This window comes from Natranaerobius thermophilus JW/NM-WN-LF (genome assembly GCF_000020005.1).
In the GTDB taxonomy this organism is placed as follows: Bacteria; Bacillota; Natranaerobiia; order Natranaerobiales; family Natranaerobiaceae; genus Natranaerobius; species Natranaerobius thermophilus.
This window is the reverse complement of record NC_010718.1, coordinates 211,276-228,965: the sequence shown is the minus strand read 5'-3', so window position 1 is coordinate 228,965 and position 17,690 is coordinate 211,276. Positions and strand designations below refer to the sequence as shown.

The window sequence follows — 17,690 nt, the reverse complement described above, 5'->3', positions numbered from 1 at the left end:
CTAAATCACCTCTACCTTTCCACCGGCTTCCTCAATTTTTTCTTTTGCTTGTTTAGAAAATTTATGGGCCTTTACTGTTATTTTTTTGTCAATCTCACCTTTGCCTAGAACTTTTATTCCGTCTTTAACACCTTTAATTACTTTACTTTCTAGTAAAACTTCAGGAGTTATTTCGGTTCCTTCTTCAAAATCATTAAGAGTTTCTACATTAACGATGGCATATTCTTTTTTGAAGGCATTAGTAAAACCTCTTTTAGGCAGTCGCTCTTGTAAAGGCATTTGACCACCTTCAAAACCTGGACGAACTCCACCACCGGTTCTTGCATTTTGACCTTTATGGCCCCGGCCTGCCGTTTTTCCCAGACCGGAACTCATCCCACGTCCTTTTCTCTTTCGTGACTTTTTATAGTTAGTTTTAGGTCTTAATTCATGCAATCTCAACTGTTCCCACCTCCTTAAAACTAAGCTTCCAATTCCTCGACTTCAACAAGGTTGCTAACTTTATCAATCATACCTCGAATTTCTGGAGTATCATTTTTTATAACGGAGTGACTCCGTTTTTTAAGTCCTAGTGCTTTAATAGTCCTTATCTTTCCATCTGAAACTCCGATTAAACCGCGTTTCAGAGTTACTTTTAATTTTTTATCAGCCATTCCAAATCCCTCCTAACCCTGTAGGTCTTTAACAGATATACCGCGTAGTCTGGCCACTTGTTCTGCAGTTTTTAATTGGTTTAAACCTGCAATAGTTGCATTTACCATACTTTTGGCATTATTGGAGCCTAAGGACTTGGTTAAAATGTCTCTGATTCCAGCCTGTTCTAAGACGGCACGAACGGGTCCACCTGCAATAACTCCTGTACCTTCATAAGCAGGCTTTAATAGGACCTGGCCACCTCCATCTCGACCAACAATTTCGTGTGGTATAGTAGTTCCTACCATTGGCACTTTGATGAGGTTTTTCTTAGCATCTTCAATACCTTTTCTAATAGCTTCAGGTACTTCGACGGCCTTACCGTTTCCGGCTCCAACATAGCCATTTTCATCCCCAACGACTACTAGGGCACTGAAACTAAAACGGCGACCACCTTTAACAACTTTAGTAACACGATTTATTTCTACTACTTTTTCACTTAAATCAAGTTTGTTTGGGTCAAAGTCTTTTCTGCGCAAAACCTTTTCCCTCCTTCTCGTCGATTATCTTAAAAGTTCAGTCCTTCTTCACGTGCTGCTTCCGCCAAGGCTTTCACCCTGCCGTGATATAAATATCCACCTCTGTCAAATATCACATCTTCTATTCCTTTATCTTTAGATCTCTTTGCAATCAACCTGCCTACAGCAGCGCTAGCTTCTTGGTTGTTCTTGCCCTGATAGTCATCTTTAATTTCTGGATCCAGGGTAGAAGCATGCACTAAAGTATGCCCTCTATTATCATCTATCACTTGAGCGTGAATGTTTTTGGCACTTCGATAAACATTTAGTCTAGGCCTTTCAGAAGTGCCATATATTTTTTTTCTTACCCGTCGATGACGTTTTTTACGTGCTTGTTTTCTATCAAAACGCGGCATACAACTTCACTCCTTTCTCACTTAAGACCTATTTGCCAGTTTTACCGACCTTACGAATAATTTGTTCCTCTGCGTATTTAATACCTTTACCTTTATAAGGTTCAGGTTTGCGTACAGCTCTAATTCTTGCAGCCACCTGTCCAACAACTTCTTTATCAGTACCTTTTACAATAATTTGGTTGTTTTTGGGTACTTCAATCTCCACACCTTCAGGTGGTTCTATTGTAACAGGGTGTGAGTAACCTACATTTAATACAAGGTTTTTCCCTTGCATCTGCGCTCGATAACCAACCCCGACTATTTCCAAATGTCTTTCAAAGCCATTGGTTACACCTTCAACCATATTGGCAATTAAACTTCTGGATAGACCATGAAGGGATTTATGATGGTTACTGTCCGTTGGCCTTTTGACTAACAATTGTCCTTCCTCTTCTTCTAGGATAATTGACTGGTCAACAACTTGGCTCAACTCACCCTTGGGCCCTTTTACTGTAACTTCATTATTGTTTATACTGATATCAACGCTATCAGGTATTTCTATAGGCTTTTTACCAATCCGGGACATTCCTTACACCTCCATTTCCACCTTGTTCTTACCAGATATAACAAAGTATTTCGCCACCGATACCTTGATCTCTGGCCTCTCTATCTGTTAAGAGGCCACTAGACGTAGATACTACGGCAATTCCCAGACCACCTAGGACTCTTGGGATTTCATCTTTTTTGGCATATACTCTTAAGCCCGGTTTACTAATTCTTTTTAAACCACTGATCACCTGTTCGTCATTATCGCTATACTTAAGCTCAATTCTTAAAATCCCCTGTTTGTTGTCATCTATATATTCAAAGTCGTTAATATAACCTTCTCTTTTCAAAATATCAACAAGTTCTCTTTTTAATTTCGAAGCCGGTATCTCAACTTGTTTGTGATACACGGATTGGGCATTCCTGATGCGAGTTAACATATCTGCAATAGGATCTGTCATTGTCATCGTTTCGACCTCCTTCCTTCCTCGTTTTACCAACTAGCCTTTCTTACACCTGGCAATTTGCCTTCATGAGCCAGTTCTCTAAAGCATATTCTACACATGCCAAATTTCCTCAAGTAAGCATGAGAACGACCACAAATTTTGCATCTATTGTAAGCTCGTGTTTTAAATTTAGGCCGCTTTTTAGCTTTCGCTATTAAAGACTTTCTAGCCATCAGTCACCCTCCTTTGTCAGTTTCAATTTAACCGCTAAAAGGCATGCCAAGTCGTTCTAACAGTTTTTTGGCTTCTTCGTCAGTTTCAGCGGTTGTAGCAATGATGATGTCCATACCCTGAACTCTTTCGATATCGTCATACTCTAGTTCAGGAAACACCATTTGCTCTTTTAATCCGAGAGAGTAGTTCCCTCGTCCGTCAAAAGCTTTGGGTGAAACACCTTTAAAGTCTCTAACACGAGGTAATGCTACATTAATAAGTTTATCCAAGAAGTGATACATGCGCTCACCTCTAAGAGTTACCTTACAACCTACTGGCATACCTTGTCGTACTTTGAAGTTTGCGATAGATCTTTTAGCTTTAGTAACAACGGGCTTTTGCCCGGTAACTTGTTCAAGGTTTTCAACAGCGTTGTCAAGAATTTTAGGGTTATCTTTAGCATCTCCAATTCCCATATTAACAACTACTTTTTCTAGTTTGGGAACCTCCATGATATTTTTATAACCCATTTCATCTTTTAATTTGGGTTTTACTTCTCCACGGTAATGTTCTAATAAACGCGCCAATTATCTCGCCCTCCTTTCCATAAACCTGTTACAGTTCCACACCGCATTTCTTACAAATTCTACTTTTATTACCTTTATCATCGATTTTCGCACCTGTTCTTACAGGTTTTTGACATTTAGAACAATAAACCATCACTTTATCTGCGTAAACAGGGCCCTCCTGCTCAACAATTCCACCTTGAGGATTTTCCTGTGTTGCTCTGGTGTGTTTATTAATCATGTTCACACCTTCTACCAAAACTTTTTGTTCAGATGGGAAAGTTCGAAGAACTTTTCCTCTTTTACCTTTATCTTTTCCAGAAATAACAACTACAGTATCTCCTGATTTAACATGCAGTTTTTGTTGTGGCATTCTAGGTCACACCTCCTTCGTCTACAGTACTTCAGGAGCCAGTGAAATAATCTTCATATATTTCTTCTCTCTCAATTCACGTGTAACGGGTCCGAATATTCTTGTACCACGAGGATCTTTATTTTCATCAATTATAACACAAGCATTTTCATCGAACCTGATATATGAACCATCAGGTCTTTTGATTCCCCGTTTTGTTCGAACTATTACAGCCCTGACAACCTGACCTCTTTTAACAACCCCTCCTGGCGTTGCTTCTTTGATAGTTCCTACTATAACATCGCCAACATTGGCGTATTGCTTTTGGCCTGCCCCAATAACTTTTATGCATTGGATCTCGCGTGCTCCAGTGTTATCGGCTACTCGAAGGGTAGATTCTGTTTGGATCATCTAATTAGGCCTCCTTTCTCCGCGCAATATTCATTTTACAATTTAGTTCTTTCGATAATATCAACTATTCTCCAACGTTTATCTTTGGATGTAGGACGAGTTTCCATAATTTTAACTACATCACCTTCACGAGTTTCATTTGCTTCATCATGGGCTTTAAATTTTTTAGCCTGTTTGACAGTTTTTTCGTAAAGAGGATGTTTAGTTCTGCCTTCTACAAGTACTACTCTGGTTTTATCCATTTTGTCACTTACCACTCGTCCTGTTCTTACTTTTCTATTACTTCGTTCCATAAGGATAATCCCTCCTCTCGTGACCACTGTTAGCTAATATTCAATTCCCGTTCTCTCAATATAGTTTTGACGCGGGCAATGTCTTTCCTAACCTGTTTTAGACGCATAGGATTTTCGATCTGTCCTGTAGCCACTTGAAACCTAAGATTAAATAGTTCTTCTTTCAGTTCATCTAGCTTGGCTTCTAATTCACGATTAGTCATTTCTCTTATTTCTTTAGCTTTCATTGGCGTCACCACCCATCTCTTCACGTTCTACAAATTTAGTTTTAATAGGAAGTTTATGGGAGGCCAGTCTCATCGCTTCTCTGGCTGTTTCCTTAGGTACTCCAGCAACTTCAAATAAAATCCGTCCTGGTTTAACTACAGCTGCCCAGAACTCTGGAGAACCTTTTCCGCCACCCATTCTTGTTTCTGCAGGTTTTTGGGTAACGGGCTTATCTGGAAAAATCTTAACCCATACTTTTCCACCACGTTTTATATACCTAGTCAAGGCAATTCTAGCGGCCTCAATTTGTCGACTGTTAATCCAAGCTGGCTCTAGGGCCTGAAGGCCAAATTCACCAAAAGCTATCTCTTTACCGCCCTTTGCCTTGCCCTTCATACGTCCTCTCATTTGGCGCCGGAATTTTGTCCTTTTGGGCATTAACATAGTTACCTGCCTCCTTTTTACTCACTCTTTTCCTCACTTTTTTCTTTATTCTCTTCTTTGGTTTCCTCATTTTCATCAACTTCTGGTAGTACTTCACCTTTGTTAATCCAGCACTTAACCCCAATCTGTCCATAGGCAGTATTAGCTTCAACCATGCCGTAATCAATGTCAGCTCTTAGCGTTTGTAGGGGCACATTACCTTCTGTATACCATTCAGTCCGACTCATTTCTGCCCCTCCAAGTCGACCACTACACATTACTTTGATTCCTTTAGCTCCTTGTCGCATTGCTCTGCCAACAGCCTGCTTCATCGCCCTTCTAAAGGCTACACGCCTTTCTAATGCAATAGCGATACTTTTAGCAGCTAGATGTGCGTCCAACTCTGGTGTTTTAACTTCCATTACGTTAATGTGAACCTTTTTACCTGTTAAGTTTTCAATATCAGATCTTAACTTCTCTACACCACTACCGCCTTTACCGATTACCATTCCCGGCTTGGCTGTATGAAGTGTAACTTTAATTCTATTAGCAGCACGATCTATTTGAATGGCACTAACATCGGCATTGAATAATTTGTTTTCAATGTATTCTCTGATTTTTATATCTTCATGAACAAGTTCTGTATAATTCTTATCTGCATACCAGTTTGATTGCCAATCTTTTATAACTCCAATTCTTAAACCAATAGGATTGATTTTTTGACCCAAGTTTTTATCCCTCCTTTTGTTCTTTTACAACTACAGTCAAATGACTCGTTTTTTTATTTATAGGAGTAGCTCTCCCCATAGCTCTTGGACGAAACCTTTTTAAGGTAGGTCCCTCATCAACGTAACATTCCGAAATATACAAGCTGTCAGGATTCATTTCAAAGTTGTTTTCTGCATTTGCTTGAGCTGATTTAACTACTTTCTCAATAGGTTTAGTAGCGCCTTTCGGCGTCAACTGTAAAATCCCTAATGCTTCTTCTATATTTTTCCCCCTGATCATATCTATAACTTCACGGGCCTTGCGGGGGGATATTCTCACATACCTGGCGGTTGCTTTAGCTTCCATATGAACGTAACCTCCCTTCTTCCCTTAATTTACTTCAACGAGGTAGAACGCTCCGTATGATCTCCGTGACCTCTGAAAGTCCTAGTTGGAGCGAATTCACCTAATTTATGGCCAACCATATCCTCTGTAATAAAAACTGGCACGTGTTTTCTACCATCGTGTACAGCAATGGTATGGCCAATCATATCTGGCAAGATAGTTGATCTTCTGGACCAGGTCTTGATAACTTGTTTTTTATTACTTTTATTCATCTCTTTAACTTTTTTAAGCAAGTGATCGTCCACAAAAGGCCCTTTTTTAATTGATCTAGGCACTGAAAACTACCTCCTTTCAAGAGAATCTCGACTCAGTACTTACTGATTTCTTTTTTTCACTATATATTTATCTGATTTCTTGGCTTTTCGCCTGGTTTTATATCCAGCTGATTTTTGGCCCCAAGGAGTATATTGAGTTTTTCTACCAACAAAGGCTTTACCTTCACCACCACCATGGGGGTGATCCACCGCGTTCATGGCAACTCCTCTAACAGAAGGTCTTTTTCCTTGCCAACGTGCTCTACCAGCTTTGCCCAAGTCTATATTCTCATGTTCAACATTGCCCACCTGTCCTACGGTAGCACGGCAATCTAAGTGAATCATTCTCACTTCTTCGGAAGGTAGTTTGACGTGAGCATATTTGCCTTCTTTAGCTACGATCTGACAGTAAGTACCCGCAGATCTTGCAAGTTGTCCACCTTTTTCAGGTTTAAGCTCTACATTGTGTACTATTGTACCAACTGGAATATTTCTAATAGGTAAAGCATTTCCTGGTCTTATTTCAGCTTTAGAACCGCTTTCAATTTTGTCTCCTGGTTTGATACCAAGTGGTGCAAGGATATATCTCTTTTCTCCATCGACATAGTTTAATAAAGCTATATATGCAGTTCTGTTTGGATCGTATTCAATTGATGCCACCTTGGCAGGCACACCATCTTTATCTCTTTTCCAATCGATAATACGATATTTTCTTTTATGTCTACCACCCTGGCGTCTTGTAGAAATACGACCTTGATTATTACGTCCTGATTTGTTTTTTAATGGTGCCAGTAGAGACTTTTCAGGCTCTTCGCGTGTTATTTCCTCCTTGCTAGCAACCGTCATATAACGTTTTCCAGGAGAAGTAGGTTTAAACTTTTTTATAGACACCTTATTTCCCTCCTTCTTCATGAGCGTCTTTCCTCAAGCTAAGTCAATCTATTTTTATTCAAATAAATCAATAGCTTTGGAATCGTCAGTTAAAGTAATAATGGCTTTTTTCCAGCTTGGTGTTTTACCCTGGTAAATGCCGAGTCTCTTAGGTTTACCTTTCATGTTCATGGTATTAACCTGTTTAACTTTAACACCGAATAACTTTTGAACAGCATCTTTTATCTGCGTTTTGTTAGCATCTTTAGCTACAACAAAAGTATATTTGTTCTCTTCCATTTGGTCTGTGGACTGTTCTGTGATCCACGGTTTAATAATTACATCCCGAGGGTCCATTAGCAGAACACCTCCTCTATAACAGATACAGCGTCTTTAGTCAATACAAGATAGTCGTGATTTAAAACATCATACACATTTAGGTTATTAGCCAAGGCTGAGCTGACACCCGGAATATTTCTTGTTGAGCGATACACATTCAAGTCTGAAGCACCTGTTACTATCATAGCTTTGTGGTTAATGCTAAGGTTTTCTAGCATTTCAATAATCTTTTTAGTTTTAGGTGCTTCCATTGTCAACTCTTCTAAAATCACAATTTCGCCGTTATTTAACTTTGTTGTCAAAGCTGATTTGATAGCTTTTCTTTTAGCCTTTTTAGGCATTTTATATGAATAGTCTCTAGGCTTAGGTGCAAAGGAAATACCTCCACCAACCCAAATTGGAGACCTAATACTTCCATGCCTTGCTCTACCTGTACCTTTTTGTCGCCAGGGTTTTCTGCCCCCACCTCTGACTTCGCTTCTTGTTTTTGCCGAAGCAGTTCCCCTGCGCTTAGAAGCCAGGTGCATATTGACTGCCTCATGCATCAATGTTTCGTTGATATCTGTGGCAAAAATTGAGTCATCTAAAGTGATTTCTCCTACCTGGCTACCTTCATTATTGTATAACGCCACTTTAGGCATGACAATTCCTCCTTTCTCAGCACATTCCTTTCAGTCTTATCCTGTCGCTTACGACTTGGCTTTTACTGAATCAACAATCTTTAAAAGCCCTTTCTTAGGTCCGGGGACGGCTCCCTTAACTAAAAGCAGATTGTTTTCCTTGTCTACATCAACTACTTCAAGTCGTTGAACAGTAACTGTATTTCCACCCATACGTCCTGGTAAGGTTTGGCCTTTAAATACTCTTGAAATATCCATTGACCCCAGAGATCCAGGAGCTCTGTAGAATCTTGAACCGTGTGTTTTAGGTCCTGTTGAGTGTTTGAACCGTTTAATTGTACCCTGGAACCCTTTACTTTTTGAGGTTCCAGTTACATCTATTTGGTCACCAACTTCAAACTGTTCAACCGTGAGCTCTTGACCTACTTCCAGGTTTTCCATGCTTTCTAACTCAAATTCTGTTAAGTGTTTTTTAGGGTTAACTCCTGCTTTTTCAAAATGTCCCTTTTCGGGTTTCTTAGTTTTATTTTCCTTTTTATCTTCAAACCCAATTTGTACTGCATTATAGCCGTCGGTATCTTCAACTTTCTTTTGAACCACCGAACAAGGACCGGCTTTCACTACAGTTACGGGCATAACTTCTCCTTCCTCGGAGAAAATCTGAGTCATACCAACTTTTTTGCCTAAGATAGCCTTTTTCATTGTCTATTGCCACCTCCCTTATAAAACTCACCAAGCTAATTACAGCTTGATTTCAATATCTACACCCGACGGTAAGTCTAATCTCATTAAAGAGTCTACTGTTTTTGATGTTGGGTCTAGAATGTCTATTAAACGCTTGTGAGTACGCATTTCAAATTGTTCGCGCGAATCTTTAAATTTATGCGGGGCCCTAATAACAGTATAGACATTTTTATCAGTAGGCAACGGCACCGGGCCACTAACATTTGCGCCAGTTCTTTTAGCCGTTTCTACAATTTTTTCCGCCGACTGATCTAAAATCATATGATCAAAAGCTTTGAGACGGATACGAATTTTTTGCTTATTGGCCATTAAGTTTCCCTCCTTGCACAGCCTTTTCGATATATATCACATAAAAAGATGAGGAGAGATAGGCCCTTGAGGCCTAACTCCTCATGTCATGTTACTCAATGATGCCAGTAACAACACCAGCACCTACTGTTTTGCCACCTTCACGAATAGCGAATCTCAATCCTTCTTCTATAGCTATAGGCGTAATCAAGTTGATTTCCATCTGTACGTTGTCACCAGGCATTACCATCTCTACTCCTTCTGGTAACTCAATAACCCCGGTTACGTCTGTTGTTCTGAAGTAGAACTGAGGTCTGTATCCTTGGAAGAATGGAGTATGACGACCTCCCTCTTCTTTCTTCAGTACATATACCTCTGCTTTAAACTTGGTATGAGGATTGATGCTGCCTGGCTTGGCTAGAACTTGACCTCTTTCGATCTCTTCTCGGTCAACTCCTCGTAGCAAGGCTCCAATGTTGTCTCCTGCTTCACCATAGTCCATTGACTTTCTGAACATCTCTACCCCTGTGACTACTGTCTTCTTAGGACGATCTGCCATACCTACAATTTCTACTTCGTCTTGTACATTGATATTTCCTCGCTCTACTCTTCCTGTCGCTACTGTACCTCTACCTGTTATGCTGAATACGTCCTCTACTGGCATCAAGAATGGCTTATCTACATCACGATCTGGGGTTGGAATGTAGTCATCAATGGCATCTACTAGTTCCCAAATCGGTCCACAGTTTTCACACTCTCTGTCTCCACAACCACACTCTATTGCTTTTAAAGCTGAACCTGTTACTACAGGTGTGTCGTCTCCTGGGAAGTCATATTCGTTCAACAAGTCTCTTACTTCCATCTCTACTAGCTCTAGTAGCTCTTCGTCATCTACCATATCTGCTTTGTTTAAAAATACTACTATATGAGGAACCCCTACCTGACGACTCAACAAAATGTGCTCTCTCGTCTGTGGCATTGGACCATCTGCTGCACTTACTACCATGATTGAACCGTCCATCTGAGCTGCTCCGGTGATCATGTTCTTTACATAGTCTGCGTGTCCTGGACAGTCTACGTGAGCATAGTGACGATTATCTGATTCATATTCTACGTGAGCTGTACTGATCGTAATACCTCTCTCTTTCTCTTCAGGCGCTCGATCAATACTGTCGTATTCCATCTTTTCTGCACCACCTGCTGTGGATAAGCAAGTAGTCATCGCTGCTGTCAACGTTGTCTTCCCGTGGTCTACGTGACCTATCGTACCTATGTTGACATGCGGTTTCGTCCTCTCAAACTTCTCCTTTGCCATGTTAAAACCTCCTTACAAGTTTTAAGTTTAGACATCCATAAGCTCTTTTGCGATACTGTCAGGTACTTCATCATAGTGGGAGAACTCCATAGTGTAAGTACCTCTACCCTGTGTAGTTGAACGTAATTGTGTTGCATAACCAAACATTTCAGCAAGAGGTACATAAGATCTGATTAATCTAGAACCGGACCGCTCTTCCATTCCTTCAATGCGGCCTCTTCTGGAGTTAACGTCTCCCATAACATCACCCATATATTCTTCCGGTACAACTATTTCAACTTTCATTATCGGTTCTAGAATAACAGGGCTAGCTTTTTTGGAACCATCTTTAAACGCCATAGAACCTGCGATTTTAAAAGCGGACTCATTGGAGTCAACTTCGTGGTAAGAGCCATCATACAAGGTTATTTTAACATCCACCATAGGATAACCTGCTAAGACACCATTCTGCATTGCTTCTTGGATTCCATTATCAACGGCTGGAATATATTCCTTAGGGATTACTCCTCCAACAATTTTATCTTCAAATTCATATCCAGCACCTCTTTCAAGAGGTTCCATTTCAATGAGTACATGTCCGTATTGTCCTCGGCCACCTGACTGGCGGATAAATTTACCTTCGGATTTAGTTGGTGCTTTAATAGTTTCTTTATAAGCAACTTGTGGTTTACCAACATTTGCTTCAACTTTAAACTCTCTCAGTAATCTATCTACTATAACTTCCAGGTGTAGTTCTCCCATACCTTTGATAATTGTCTGACCTGTTTCATCATCAGTATGAGTTTGGAAAGTCGGGTCTTCTTCCGAGAGTTTTTGCAATGATGTAGCCATTTTTTCTTGATCTGCTCTTGTTTTAGGTTCAATTGCGACTGATATTACAGGTTCTGGGAACTGCATGGATTCTAGGACAATCGGCTTTTCAGGTGAACATAGAGTTTCACCAGTAGATGTGTTTTTCAAGCCAACTGCTGCTGCAATATCTCCTGTATAGACTACATTTCGTTCCTCTCTGTGATTAGCATGCATTTGTAGTATTCTTCCAACACGTTCTTTCTTACCTTTTACCGGATTATATACATAAGATCCGGCTTCGATCTTTCCTGAATAAACTCTAAAAAAGCACAGTTTTCCTACATACGGGTCAGTGACTATTTTGAAGGCCAGTGCGCTAAATGGTTCGTCATCACTGCTGACTCGCTGTTCTTTTTCTTCTTCGTCTTCTTTACCCGGTACTACACCTTCTATTGGTGGAACATCGGTTGGTGCAGGCAAGTAATCGATAACTGCATTTAGTAGCATTTGCACCCCTTTGTTTTTATAAGAAGAACCACACAATACCGGTGTCAGTTCGGTTTTTAGACAACCCTCTCTAAGGGCTAGCCTGATTTCCTCAGAAGTGATTTCTTCACCTTCCAGGTATTTCATCATTAATTCTTCATCGTATTCAGCGGCCATTTCTAACATTTTGTCACGGTATTCTTCAGCTAGCTCTTGCATGTCTTCTGGTATTTCGACTTCTTCCCACTCTGTTCCTAAATCATCTTTGTAAATAACTGCTGTATTTTTAATCAAGTCAACGATTCCCTGAAAGTCATCCTCTTTACCTATAGGGAGTTGAATAGGGACTGGATTAGCCTGTAGACGCTCATTCATCATATCGACTACATTATAAAAGTCCGCTCCCATAATATCCATTTTGTTTATATAGGCAATTCTTGGTACATGGTACCTATCAGCCTGGTGCCAAACTGTTTCTGACTGAGGTTCAACCCCTCCTTTGGCACAAAAAACACCAATAGCACCGTCTAAGACTCGCAGGGAGCGCTCCACCTCAACGGTGAAATCCACGTGCCCTGGCGTGTCAATGATGTTAACCCTAGTATCTCTCCATTGACAGGTCGTAGCTGCAGATGTGATAGTAATACCGCGCTCCTGTTCCTGATCCATAAAGTCCATAGTAGAAGCACCGTCATGCGTTTCTCCCAGTTTATGAACACGTCCTGTATAGAACAAAATTCTTTCAGTAGTAGTAGTTTTTCCTGCATCAATATGGGCCATGATACCAATATTTCTTGTTTGTTCTAAAGGAAATTTCCTTGTCATTTGACACCCCCCCTTTCATTGCTGCATAACTAGCTGCAATTAACAGCCTAGTTCTTGTTTTTCTTTTTTACCATCTGTAGTGAGCAAAAGCTTTGTTCGCTTCAGCCATTTTATGAGTATCTTCTTTCTTTTTAATAGCACCACCAGTGTTATTGTAAGCGTCGATTAATTCACCAGCCAGACGCTCACTCATGGCCCGTTCGCCTCTTTCTCTGGCATAATTAACTATCCACCTAATGGCAAGCACTTGCTTCCTATTAGGCTCAACCTCTACCGGTACCTGATAGGTCGCACCACCTACACGGCGAGCTTTGACTTCCAATACCGGCATAACATTTTTTACTGCTGTTTCAAATACTTCCAATGGTTCTTCATTAGTACGCTCTCCTACGAGTTCTAAAGCCTTATAAAAAATCCTTTGAGACAATCCTTTTTTACCATCGAGCATTAATTTATTTATAAATTTAGTGACCATTTTACTATTATAAATTGGATCCGGATTTACGTCTCGTTTTGGAGCTGGTCCTTTCCTGCTCATAAACTTACCTCCTTTCATGCGTCCACTTTGTTGGAACATTACTAATAAGTTACAATCAGTTCTATCCTAATCAAATTAGGTTAACCCTTCTTAGTTCCATATTTGGAACGTCCTTGTGCCCTGTCTTCAACACCGGCAGTATCCAAGGCGCCCCTTACTACCTGATATCTAACACCTGGTAAGTCCTTAACCCTTCCGCCTCGAACTAAAACTACGGAGTGTTCTTGCAAGTTATGGCCGATTCCTGGTATATATGCTGTAACTTCCATACCATTTGTTAACCTTACCCTAGCAATCTTCCTAAGGGCAGAGTTAGGCTTTTTAGGAGTTGTTGTAGAGACTCTTGTACAAACACCTCGTCTTTGAGGGCATTTTTCTAATGCCGGGGCAGTTCTCTTTTTACCAGTGCTTTTTCTCTTCTTTCTAATCAACTGGTTTATTGTTGGCACTCAATACACCTCCTTTACTATCTGCTAAACACAATTCCCGGGAGGGATATATACCCCTCCCGAGTTTACCTTTTAGTCAATTATACAAGCTGATGTAGCATTCACTTCAATACCAGCTGCTTGACCTAGCTCTTTCATGGTAGTTACATATTTGATATCAAGTTGCAGTTCATTACATTTTTGTTTTAAGGGCTCAACTATATGATCATCTGCGTCCTGCGCTATAAATACCATTTTGGCCGCACCCTCTTCTACAGCTTTTAAACTTTCATTTACACCAATAGCTGTTTGGGAGGCCTTTTTTAGTTTACTGAGGGACATGGAGACCCCTCCTTAAATGCTGTCCAAAATACACACTTACGTATTTTAGCAGTATTATTCCCCCATGTCAACTGTTATTTCTCCAATTTCTTGTTCGTCTTGTGATTTATCACTTTGGGCTTCATTCTCTTCATCGTTATAAGCTAGGTCGATATTTCTATAATGGGGCATTCCAGTACCAGCAGGTACCAATTTACCGATAATAACATTTTCTTTCAATCCAATTAATGGGTCGACTTTTCCTTTGATTGCTGCTTCGGTTAACACCCTAGTAGTTTCCTGGAAAGATGCAGCAGACAAGAAGCTGTCTGTTGCGAGAGAAGCCTTAGTAATTCCTAGGAGTAAGGATTTAGCTTTAGCAGGCTCTCCCCCTTCTTCTTTTATTCTTTCATTAACCTTTTCAAAATCAAAGAAGTCTACATAACTGCCTGGTAACAATTCTGTATCTCCTGCTTCTTCAATTCTTACTTTCTTTAGCATTTGACGGATAATAATCTCGATATGCTTATCACTAATATCAACGCCCTGCATTCGATAAACTTTTTGAACCTCTTGAAGAATATAAAGTTGTACTCCTCGGACTCCTTTGATTTTCAATAAATCATGAGGGTTAATCGAACCTTCGGTAATTTCATCTCCGGCGTTGATTTCATCTCCATCCTTTACTTTCAACCGTGCCCCATAAGGGATATTATAACTCTTTTGTTCGCCTTTTTCAGGGGTTACGATTACTTTTCGTTTATTGTGCTCAGTTTTAACTGTAATACGACCATCAATTTCACTGATAACTGCCAAACCTTTTGGTTTTCTAGCTTCAAACAGTTCTTCAATCCTTGGTAGACCTTGAGTGATGTCGTCTCCTGCAACTCCTCCTGTATGGAAAGTACGCATTGTCAACTGAGTTCCCGGTTCACCAATTGACTGGGCGGCAATAATTCCTACAGCTTCTCCCACATTGGCAACTGCACCAGTGGCCAGGTCTCTTCCATAACATTTGACACAAACTCCATTTTTAGTTTTACAAGTTAGAACTGACCTGATAGGAACTTGATCTAGCTTGGCTTCTTGAATTTGCTCGGCTGCGTCTTCAGTTATTAATTCATTGCGATTGACTATCATATTGCCCTGACGATCTCTAATGTCCGCTGCTGCAAAACGACCGACTACTCTATCTCCTATACCTTCTATAATTTCATTTCCATTGGTTATAGCTCCTACTTCTACTCCGTCAGTCTCGCCACAATCTTCTTCTCTTACGATGACATCCTGACTTACATCAACCAAACGCCTGGTTAAATAACCTGAATCGGCTGTTTTTAGGGCTGTATCTGCTAGACCTTTTCTGGCACCGTGGGTAGAATTAAAGTATTCTAGAACTGTCAATCCTTCCCTAAAGTTTGTTTTAATTGGTAGGTCAATAATTCTACCAGTAGGATCAGCCATCAAGCCCCGCATCCCAGCTAACTGGGTAATTTGTGAAATGTTACCTCGTGCACCCGAGGTAGCCATCATATAGATGGGATTGAAAATATCCAGGTTATCCATAACAGCACCAGTTACACTGTCTTTAGCGTTGTTCCAAATATCAATAACCCGAGTATATCTTTCTTGTGGAGTGATTAAACCGCGATGATGTTGTTTTTCAACCTCATCTACTTTCCCTTCAGCATCCGAAATTATCTCATGTTTTTTCTCAGGTACTGCCACATCAGTGATTCCTATGGTAACTCCTGCTTTAGTTGCATAAGAGTAGCCTACTTCCTTCATTTTATCTAGGATGCTAGCTGTTTTTGTACTACCGTATTTGCGATAACAATGGCCAACCAAATCTCCTAGAGATCCTTTTTGAATAGCCTCTCTTGGTTCGCGTTGCTTAAGTTTATCCTCAATTCGTTCCCCTGATTTCAACCAGTCATATTCGTTTAAACCTGGCTTTTCGCCATTTACGTAAGGAAAGTCTTCGGGGAATATTTCATTAAATATGATCTTTCCAACAGTAGTAATTAACAGATTACTATCCGATGGTTTGTTATTTTCTGGTAAGCTGAAATCCTTCTTCTCGTAGTTCCTAACATCAACAGCAATTGGCTCTTGCATGTCGATATCTTTTTGTCTGAAAGCCATAACAGCTTCTGCCGGACTGCTGAAATAGGCATCATTTTTAAAGTCTGAAGTGTTTTCTAAAGTCAAGTAGTAGCTACCCAATACCATGTCTTGGGTAGGTGTAGCCACAGGGCTACCATCTTTTGGATTCAAGATGTTCTGACTTGCCAACATCAATATACGAGCTTCAGCCTGGGCTTCAGCTGATAACGGTAAGTGGACAGCCATCTGGTCACCATCGAAGTCCGCATTATAGGCAGGACAGACCAGTGGATGTATTTGAATTGCTCGACCTTCTATTAAAACTGGTTCAAAGGCTTGGATCCCCAATCGATGTAGAGTGGGTGCCCTATTTAACAGAACAGGATGTTCTTTGATTACTTCTTCTAGAACGTCCCAAACCTCTGGCCTTACTTTTTCAACCATTCTTTTGGCGCTCTTAATGTTATGAGATAGTTCTTTTTCTACAAGCCTTTTCATTACAAAAGGTTTAAACAGTTCTAAAGCCATTTCTTTAGGAAGTCCACATTGATATATCTTGAGTTCAGGACCAACAACAATAACAGACCTTCCAGAGTAATCAACACGCTTACCCAATAGGTTTTGACGGAATCTACCTTGTTTACCTTTAAGCATGTCACTCAAAGATTTGAGTGGTCTGTTGCCTGGCCCGGTTACAGCTCGACCTCTACGACCGTTATCAATCAATGCATCAACTGCTTCTTGGAGCATACGTTTTTCATTTCTTACAATAATATCTGGTGCCCCTAAATTCAGAAGTCTTTTGAGACGGTTGTTTCTGTTAATTACCCGACGATATAAGTCGTTAAGGTCTGAAGTTGCAAAACGTCCACCATCCAACTGTACCATAGGGCGAAGATCTGGAGGGATTACTGGAATGACATCGAGAATCATCCATTCTGGTTTATTACCAGATTTTCTAAAGGATTCTGCAACTTCCAAACGACGAACAGTCCTAACCTTCTTTTGCCCTTTTGCAGTTTTTAAGTCATTTCTCAATTCTTTTGTAAGTGCTTCTAAATCAAGTTCTTTTAAAAGCTCTTTAATGGCTTCAGCACCCATCATGGCTTTGAAGCCTTTGCCCTTTTTGAATTGGCTTTCAAATTTATCGTAATATTCCCGGTATTCTGTTTCAGTTAATAATTGCTTTTTAGCCAGAGAAGTTTCCCCTGGGTCAATGACTACGTATGATGCAAAGTACAGTACCTTTTCTAAAGCTCGTGGGGACATGTTTAACAATAGTCCCAATCGACTTGGAATGCCTTTAAAATACCAGATGTGGCTGACAGGTGCAGCCAATTCTATATGTCCCATTCTTTCACGTCGTACCTTAGACTGGGTAACTTCTACACCGCACCTGTCACAAACAATACCTTTATAACGAACTCGTTTGTATTTTCCACAATGGCATTCCCAATCTTTCTGGGGACCAAAAATCTTTTCACAAAACAGTCCTTCTTTTTCTGGCTTCAGAGTTCGATAATTTATGGTCTCAGGTTTTTTAACTTCACCTTTAGACCATGATCTGATTTGTTCAGGTGATGCCAATCCAATTTTTAGGGCATTAAAACTATTGACATCTATCAAGGGCCATCTCTCCCTTCTTTAC

27 protein-coding genes are annotated in these 17,690 nt (G+C 40.3%); all 27 read right to left on the bottom strand.

All coding sequences use genetic code 11. The annotated features are described in order from the left end of the window. Nucleotides 1–441 (bottom strand): 50S ribosomal protein L15, encoded by a 441-nt coding sequence (rplO, locus tag NTHER_RS01190; RefSeq protein ID WP_012446701.1) that lies wholly within the window; start codon nucleotides 439–441, stop codon nucleotides 1–3. A 20-nt stretch (nucleotides 442–461) separates the two neighbouring features. Beyond that, nucleotides 462–653, bottom strand: a complete 192-nt coding sequence (gene rpmD / locus NTHER_RS01185) for a 50S ribosomal protein L30 (RefSeq protein ID WP_012446700.1) — start codon at nucleotides 651–653, stop codon at nucleotides 462–464. A gap of 12 nt (nucleotides 654–665) precedes the next feature. Then, nucleotides 666–1,172: a 30S ribosomal protein S5 gene (gene rpsE, locus NTHER_RS01180; RefSeq protein ID WP_012446699.1), complete on the bottom strand. Its 507-nt coding sequence runs from the start codon at nucleotides 1,170–1,172 to the stop codon at nucleotides 666–668. 29 nt (nucleotides 1,173–1,201) lie between these two features. Next, nucleotides 1,202–1,567 (bottom strand): 50S ribosomal protein L18, encoded by a 366-nt coding sequence (gene rplR / locus NTHER_RS01175; protein ID WP_012446698.1) that lies wholly within the window; start codon nucleotides 1,565–1,567, stop codon nucleotides 1,202–1,204. A gap of 28 nt (nucleotides 1,568–1,595) precedes the next feature. After that, on the bottom strand, nucleotides 1,596–2,132 hold the full coding sequence (gene rplF, locus NTHER_RS01170) for a 50S ribosomal protein L6 (RefSeq protein ID WP_012446697.1): 537 nt from the start codon (nucleotides 2,130–2,132) through the stop codon (nucleotides 1,596–1,598). 28 nt (nucleotides 2,133–2,160) lie between these two features. Next, nucleotides 2,161–2,559 (bottom strand): 30S ribosomal protein S8, encoded by a 399-nt coding sequence (gene rpsH, locus NTHER_RS01165; RefSeq protein ID WP_012446696.1) that lies wholly within the window; start codon nucleotides 2,557–2,559, stop codon nucleotides 2,161–2,163. Between the two features lie 26 nt (nucleotides 2,560–2,585). Further along, on the bottom strand, nucleotides 2,586–2,771 hold the full coding sequence (locus NTHER_RS01160) for a type Z 30S ribosomal protein S14 (RefSeq protein ID WP_012446695.1): 186 nt from the start codon (nucleotides 2,769–2,771) through the stop codon (nucleotides 2,586–2,588). Nucleotides 2,772–2,798: 27 nt separating this feature from the next. Next, a complete protein-coding gene (gene rplE, locus NTHER_RS01155) occupies nucleotides 2,799–3,338 on the bottom strand; it encodes a 50S ribosomal protein L5 (protein WP_012446694.1) in 540 nt (179 codons plus the stop codon). Nucleotides 3,339–3,366: 28 nt separating this feature from the next. Then, entirely contained in the window at nucleotides 3,367–3,690 is a 324-nt protein-coding gene (rplX, locus tag NTHER_RS01150; RefSeq protein ID WP_012446693.1) for a 50S ribosomal protein L24, read from the bottom strand. A 21-nt stretch (nucleotides 3,691–3,711) separates the two neighbouring features. Beyond that, entirely contained in the window at nucleotides 3,712–4,080 is a 369-nt protein-coding gene (gene rplN, locus NTHER_RS01145; protein WP_012446692.1) for a 50S ribosomal protein L14, read from the bottom strand. A gap of 35 nt (nucleotides 4,081–4,115) precedes the next feature. After that, the gene (gene rpsQ, locus NTHER_RS01140; protein WP_012446691.1) at nucleotides 4,116–4,373 is read right to left on the bottom strand and encodes a 30S ribosomal protein S17; all 258 of its coding nucleotides are present in this window, start codon (nucleotides 4,371–4,373) and stop codon (nucleotides 4,116–4,118) included. Nucleotides 4,374–4,402: 29 nt separating this feature from the next. Continuing rightward, nucleotides 4,403–4,600 (bottom strand): 50S ribosomal protein L29, encoded by a 198-nt coding sequence (gene rpmC, locus NTHER_RS01135; RefSeq protein WP_012446690.1) that lies wholly within the window; start codon nucleotides 4,598–4,600, stop codon nucleotides 4,403–4,405. Further along, nucleotides 4,590–5,024, bottom strand: coding sequence for a 50S ribosomal protein L16 (rplP, locus tag NTHER_RS01130; RefSeq protein ID WP_012446689.1), 435 nt, complete (start codon nucleotides 5,022–5,024; stop codon nucleotides 4,590–4,592). The genes rpmC and rplP overlap by 11 nt, the downstream gene beginning before the upstream one ends. Before the next feature lie 17 nt (nucleotides 5,025–5,041). Next, the gene (gene rpsC, locus NTHER_RS01125; protein ID WP_012446688.1) at nucleotides 5,042–5,731 is read right to left on the bottom strand and encodes a 30S ribosomal protein S3; all 690 of its coding nucleotides are present in this window, start codon (nucleotides 5,729–5,731) and stop codon (nucleotides 5,042–5,044) included. Between the two features lie 4 nt (nucleotides 5,732–5,735). Beyond that, nucleotides 5,736–6,077, bottom strand: a complete 342-nt coding sequence (rplV, locus tag NTHER_RS01120; protein ID WP_012446687.1) for a 50S ribosomal protein L22 — start codon at nucleotides 6,075–6,077, stop codon at nucleotides 5,736–5,738. A 29-nt stretch (nucleotides 6,078–6,106) separates the two neighbouring features. Further along, nucleotides 6,107–6,391 carry a 30S ribosomal protein S19 gene (gene rpsS / locus NTHER_RS01115; protein WP_012446686.1) on the bottom strand — a complete coding sequence of 95 codons (285 nt, stop codon included), beginning with the start codon at nucleotides 6,389–6,391 and terminating at the stop codon, nucleotides 6,107–6,109. Between the two features lie 39 nt (nucleotides 6,392–6,430). Then, nucleotides 6,431–7,261, bottom strand: a complete 831-nt coding sequence (gene rplB / locus NTHER_RS01110) for a 50S ribosomal protein L2 (protein ID WP_041366783.1) — start codon at nucleotides 7,259–7,261, stop codon at nucleotides 6,431–6,433. A 54-nt stretch (nucleotides 7,262–7,315) separates the two neighbouring features. Further along, nucleotides 7,316–7,597 carry a 50S ribosomal protein L23 gene (gene rplW / locus NTHER_RS01105; RefSeq protein WP_012446684.1) on the bottom strand — a complete coding sequence of 94 codons (282 nt, stop codon included), beginning with the start codon at nucleotides 7,595–7,597 and terminating at the stop codon, nucleotides 7,316–7,318. Further along, a complete protein-coding gene (gene rplD / locus NTHER_RS01100) occupies nucleotides 7,597–8,220 on the bottom strand; it encodes a 50S ribosomal protein L4 (protein ID WP_012446683.1) in 624 nt (207 codons plus the stop codon). The genes rplW and rplD overlap by 1 nt, the downstream gene beginning before the upstream one ends. A 48-nt stretch (nucleotides 8,221–8,268) precedes the next feature. Further along, entirely contained in the window at nucleotides 8,269–8,901 is a 633-nt protein-coding gene (gene rplC / locus NTHER_RS01095; protein ID WP_012446682.1) for a 50S ribosomal protein L3, read from the bottom strand. 39 nt (nucleotides 8,902–8,940) lie between these two features. Beyond that, nucleotides 8,941–9,252, bottom strand: coding sequence for a 30S ribosomal protein S10 (gene rpsJ, locus NTHER_RS01090; protein WP_012446681.1), 312 nt, complete (start codon nucleotides 9,250–9,252; stop codon nucleotides 8,941–8,943). Nucleotides 9,253–9,343: 91 nt separating this feature from the next. After that, nucleotides 9,344–10,546, bottom strand: a complete 1,203-nt coding sequence (gene tuf, locus NTHER_RS01085; protein ID WP_012446667.1) for an elongation factor Tu — start codon at nucleotides 10,544–10,546, stop codon at nucleotides 9,344–9,346. Nucleotides 10,547–10,573: 27 nt separating this feature from the next. Beyond that, nucleotides 10,574–12,649, bottom strand: a complete 2,076-nt coding sequence (gene fusA, locus NTHER_RS01080; RefSeq protein WP_012446680.1) for an elongation factor G — start codon at nucleotides 12,647–12,649, stop codon at nucleotides 10,574–10,576. Between the two features lie 67 nt (nucleotides 12,650–12,716). Further along, nucleotides 12,717–13,187, bottom strand: coding sequence for a 30S ribosomal protein S7 (gene rpsG, locus NTHER_RS01075; RefSeq protein ID WP_012446679.1), 471 nt, complete (start codon nucleotides 13,185–13,187; stop codon nucleotides 12,717–12,719). 80 nt (nucleotides 13,188–13,267) lie between these two features. Next, nucleotides 13,268–13,636 carry a 30S ribosomal protein S12 gene (gene rpsL, locus NTHER_RS01070; protein ID WP_012446678.1) on the bottom strand — a complete coding sequence of 123 codons (369 nt, stop codon included), beginning with the start codon at nucleotides 13,634–13,636 and terminating at the stop codon, nucleotides 13,268–13,270. Nucleotides 13,637–13,708: 72 nt separating this feature from the next. Next, nucleotides 13,709–13,957 carry a L7Ae/L30e/S12e/Gadd45 family ribosomal protein gene (locus NTHER_RS01065; RefSeq protein ID WP_012446677.1) on the bottom strand — a complete coding sequence of 83 codons (249 nt, stop codon included), beginning with the start codon at nucleotides 13,955–13,957 and terminating at the stop codon, nucleotides 13,709–13,711. Nucleotides 13,958–14,011: 54 nt separating this feature from the next. After that, nucleotides 14,012–17,668 (bottom strand): DNA-directed RNA polymerase subunit beta', encoded by a 3,657-nt coding sequence (rpoC, locus tag NTHER_RS01060; RefSeq protein WP_012446676.1) that lies wholly within the window; start codon nucleotides 17,666–17,668, stop codon nucleotides 14,012–14,014. Nucleotides 17,669–17,690 lie beyond the last annotated feature (22 nt).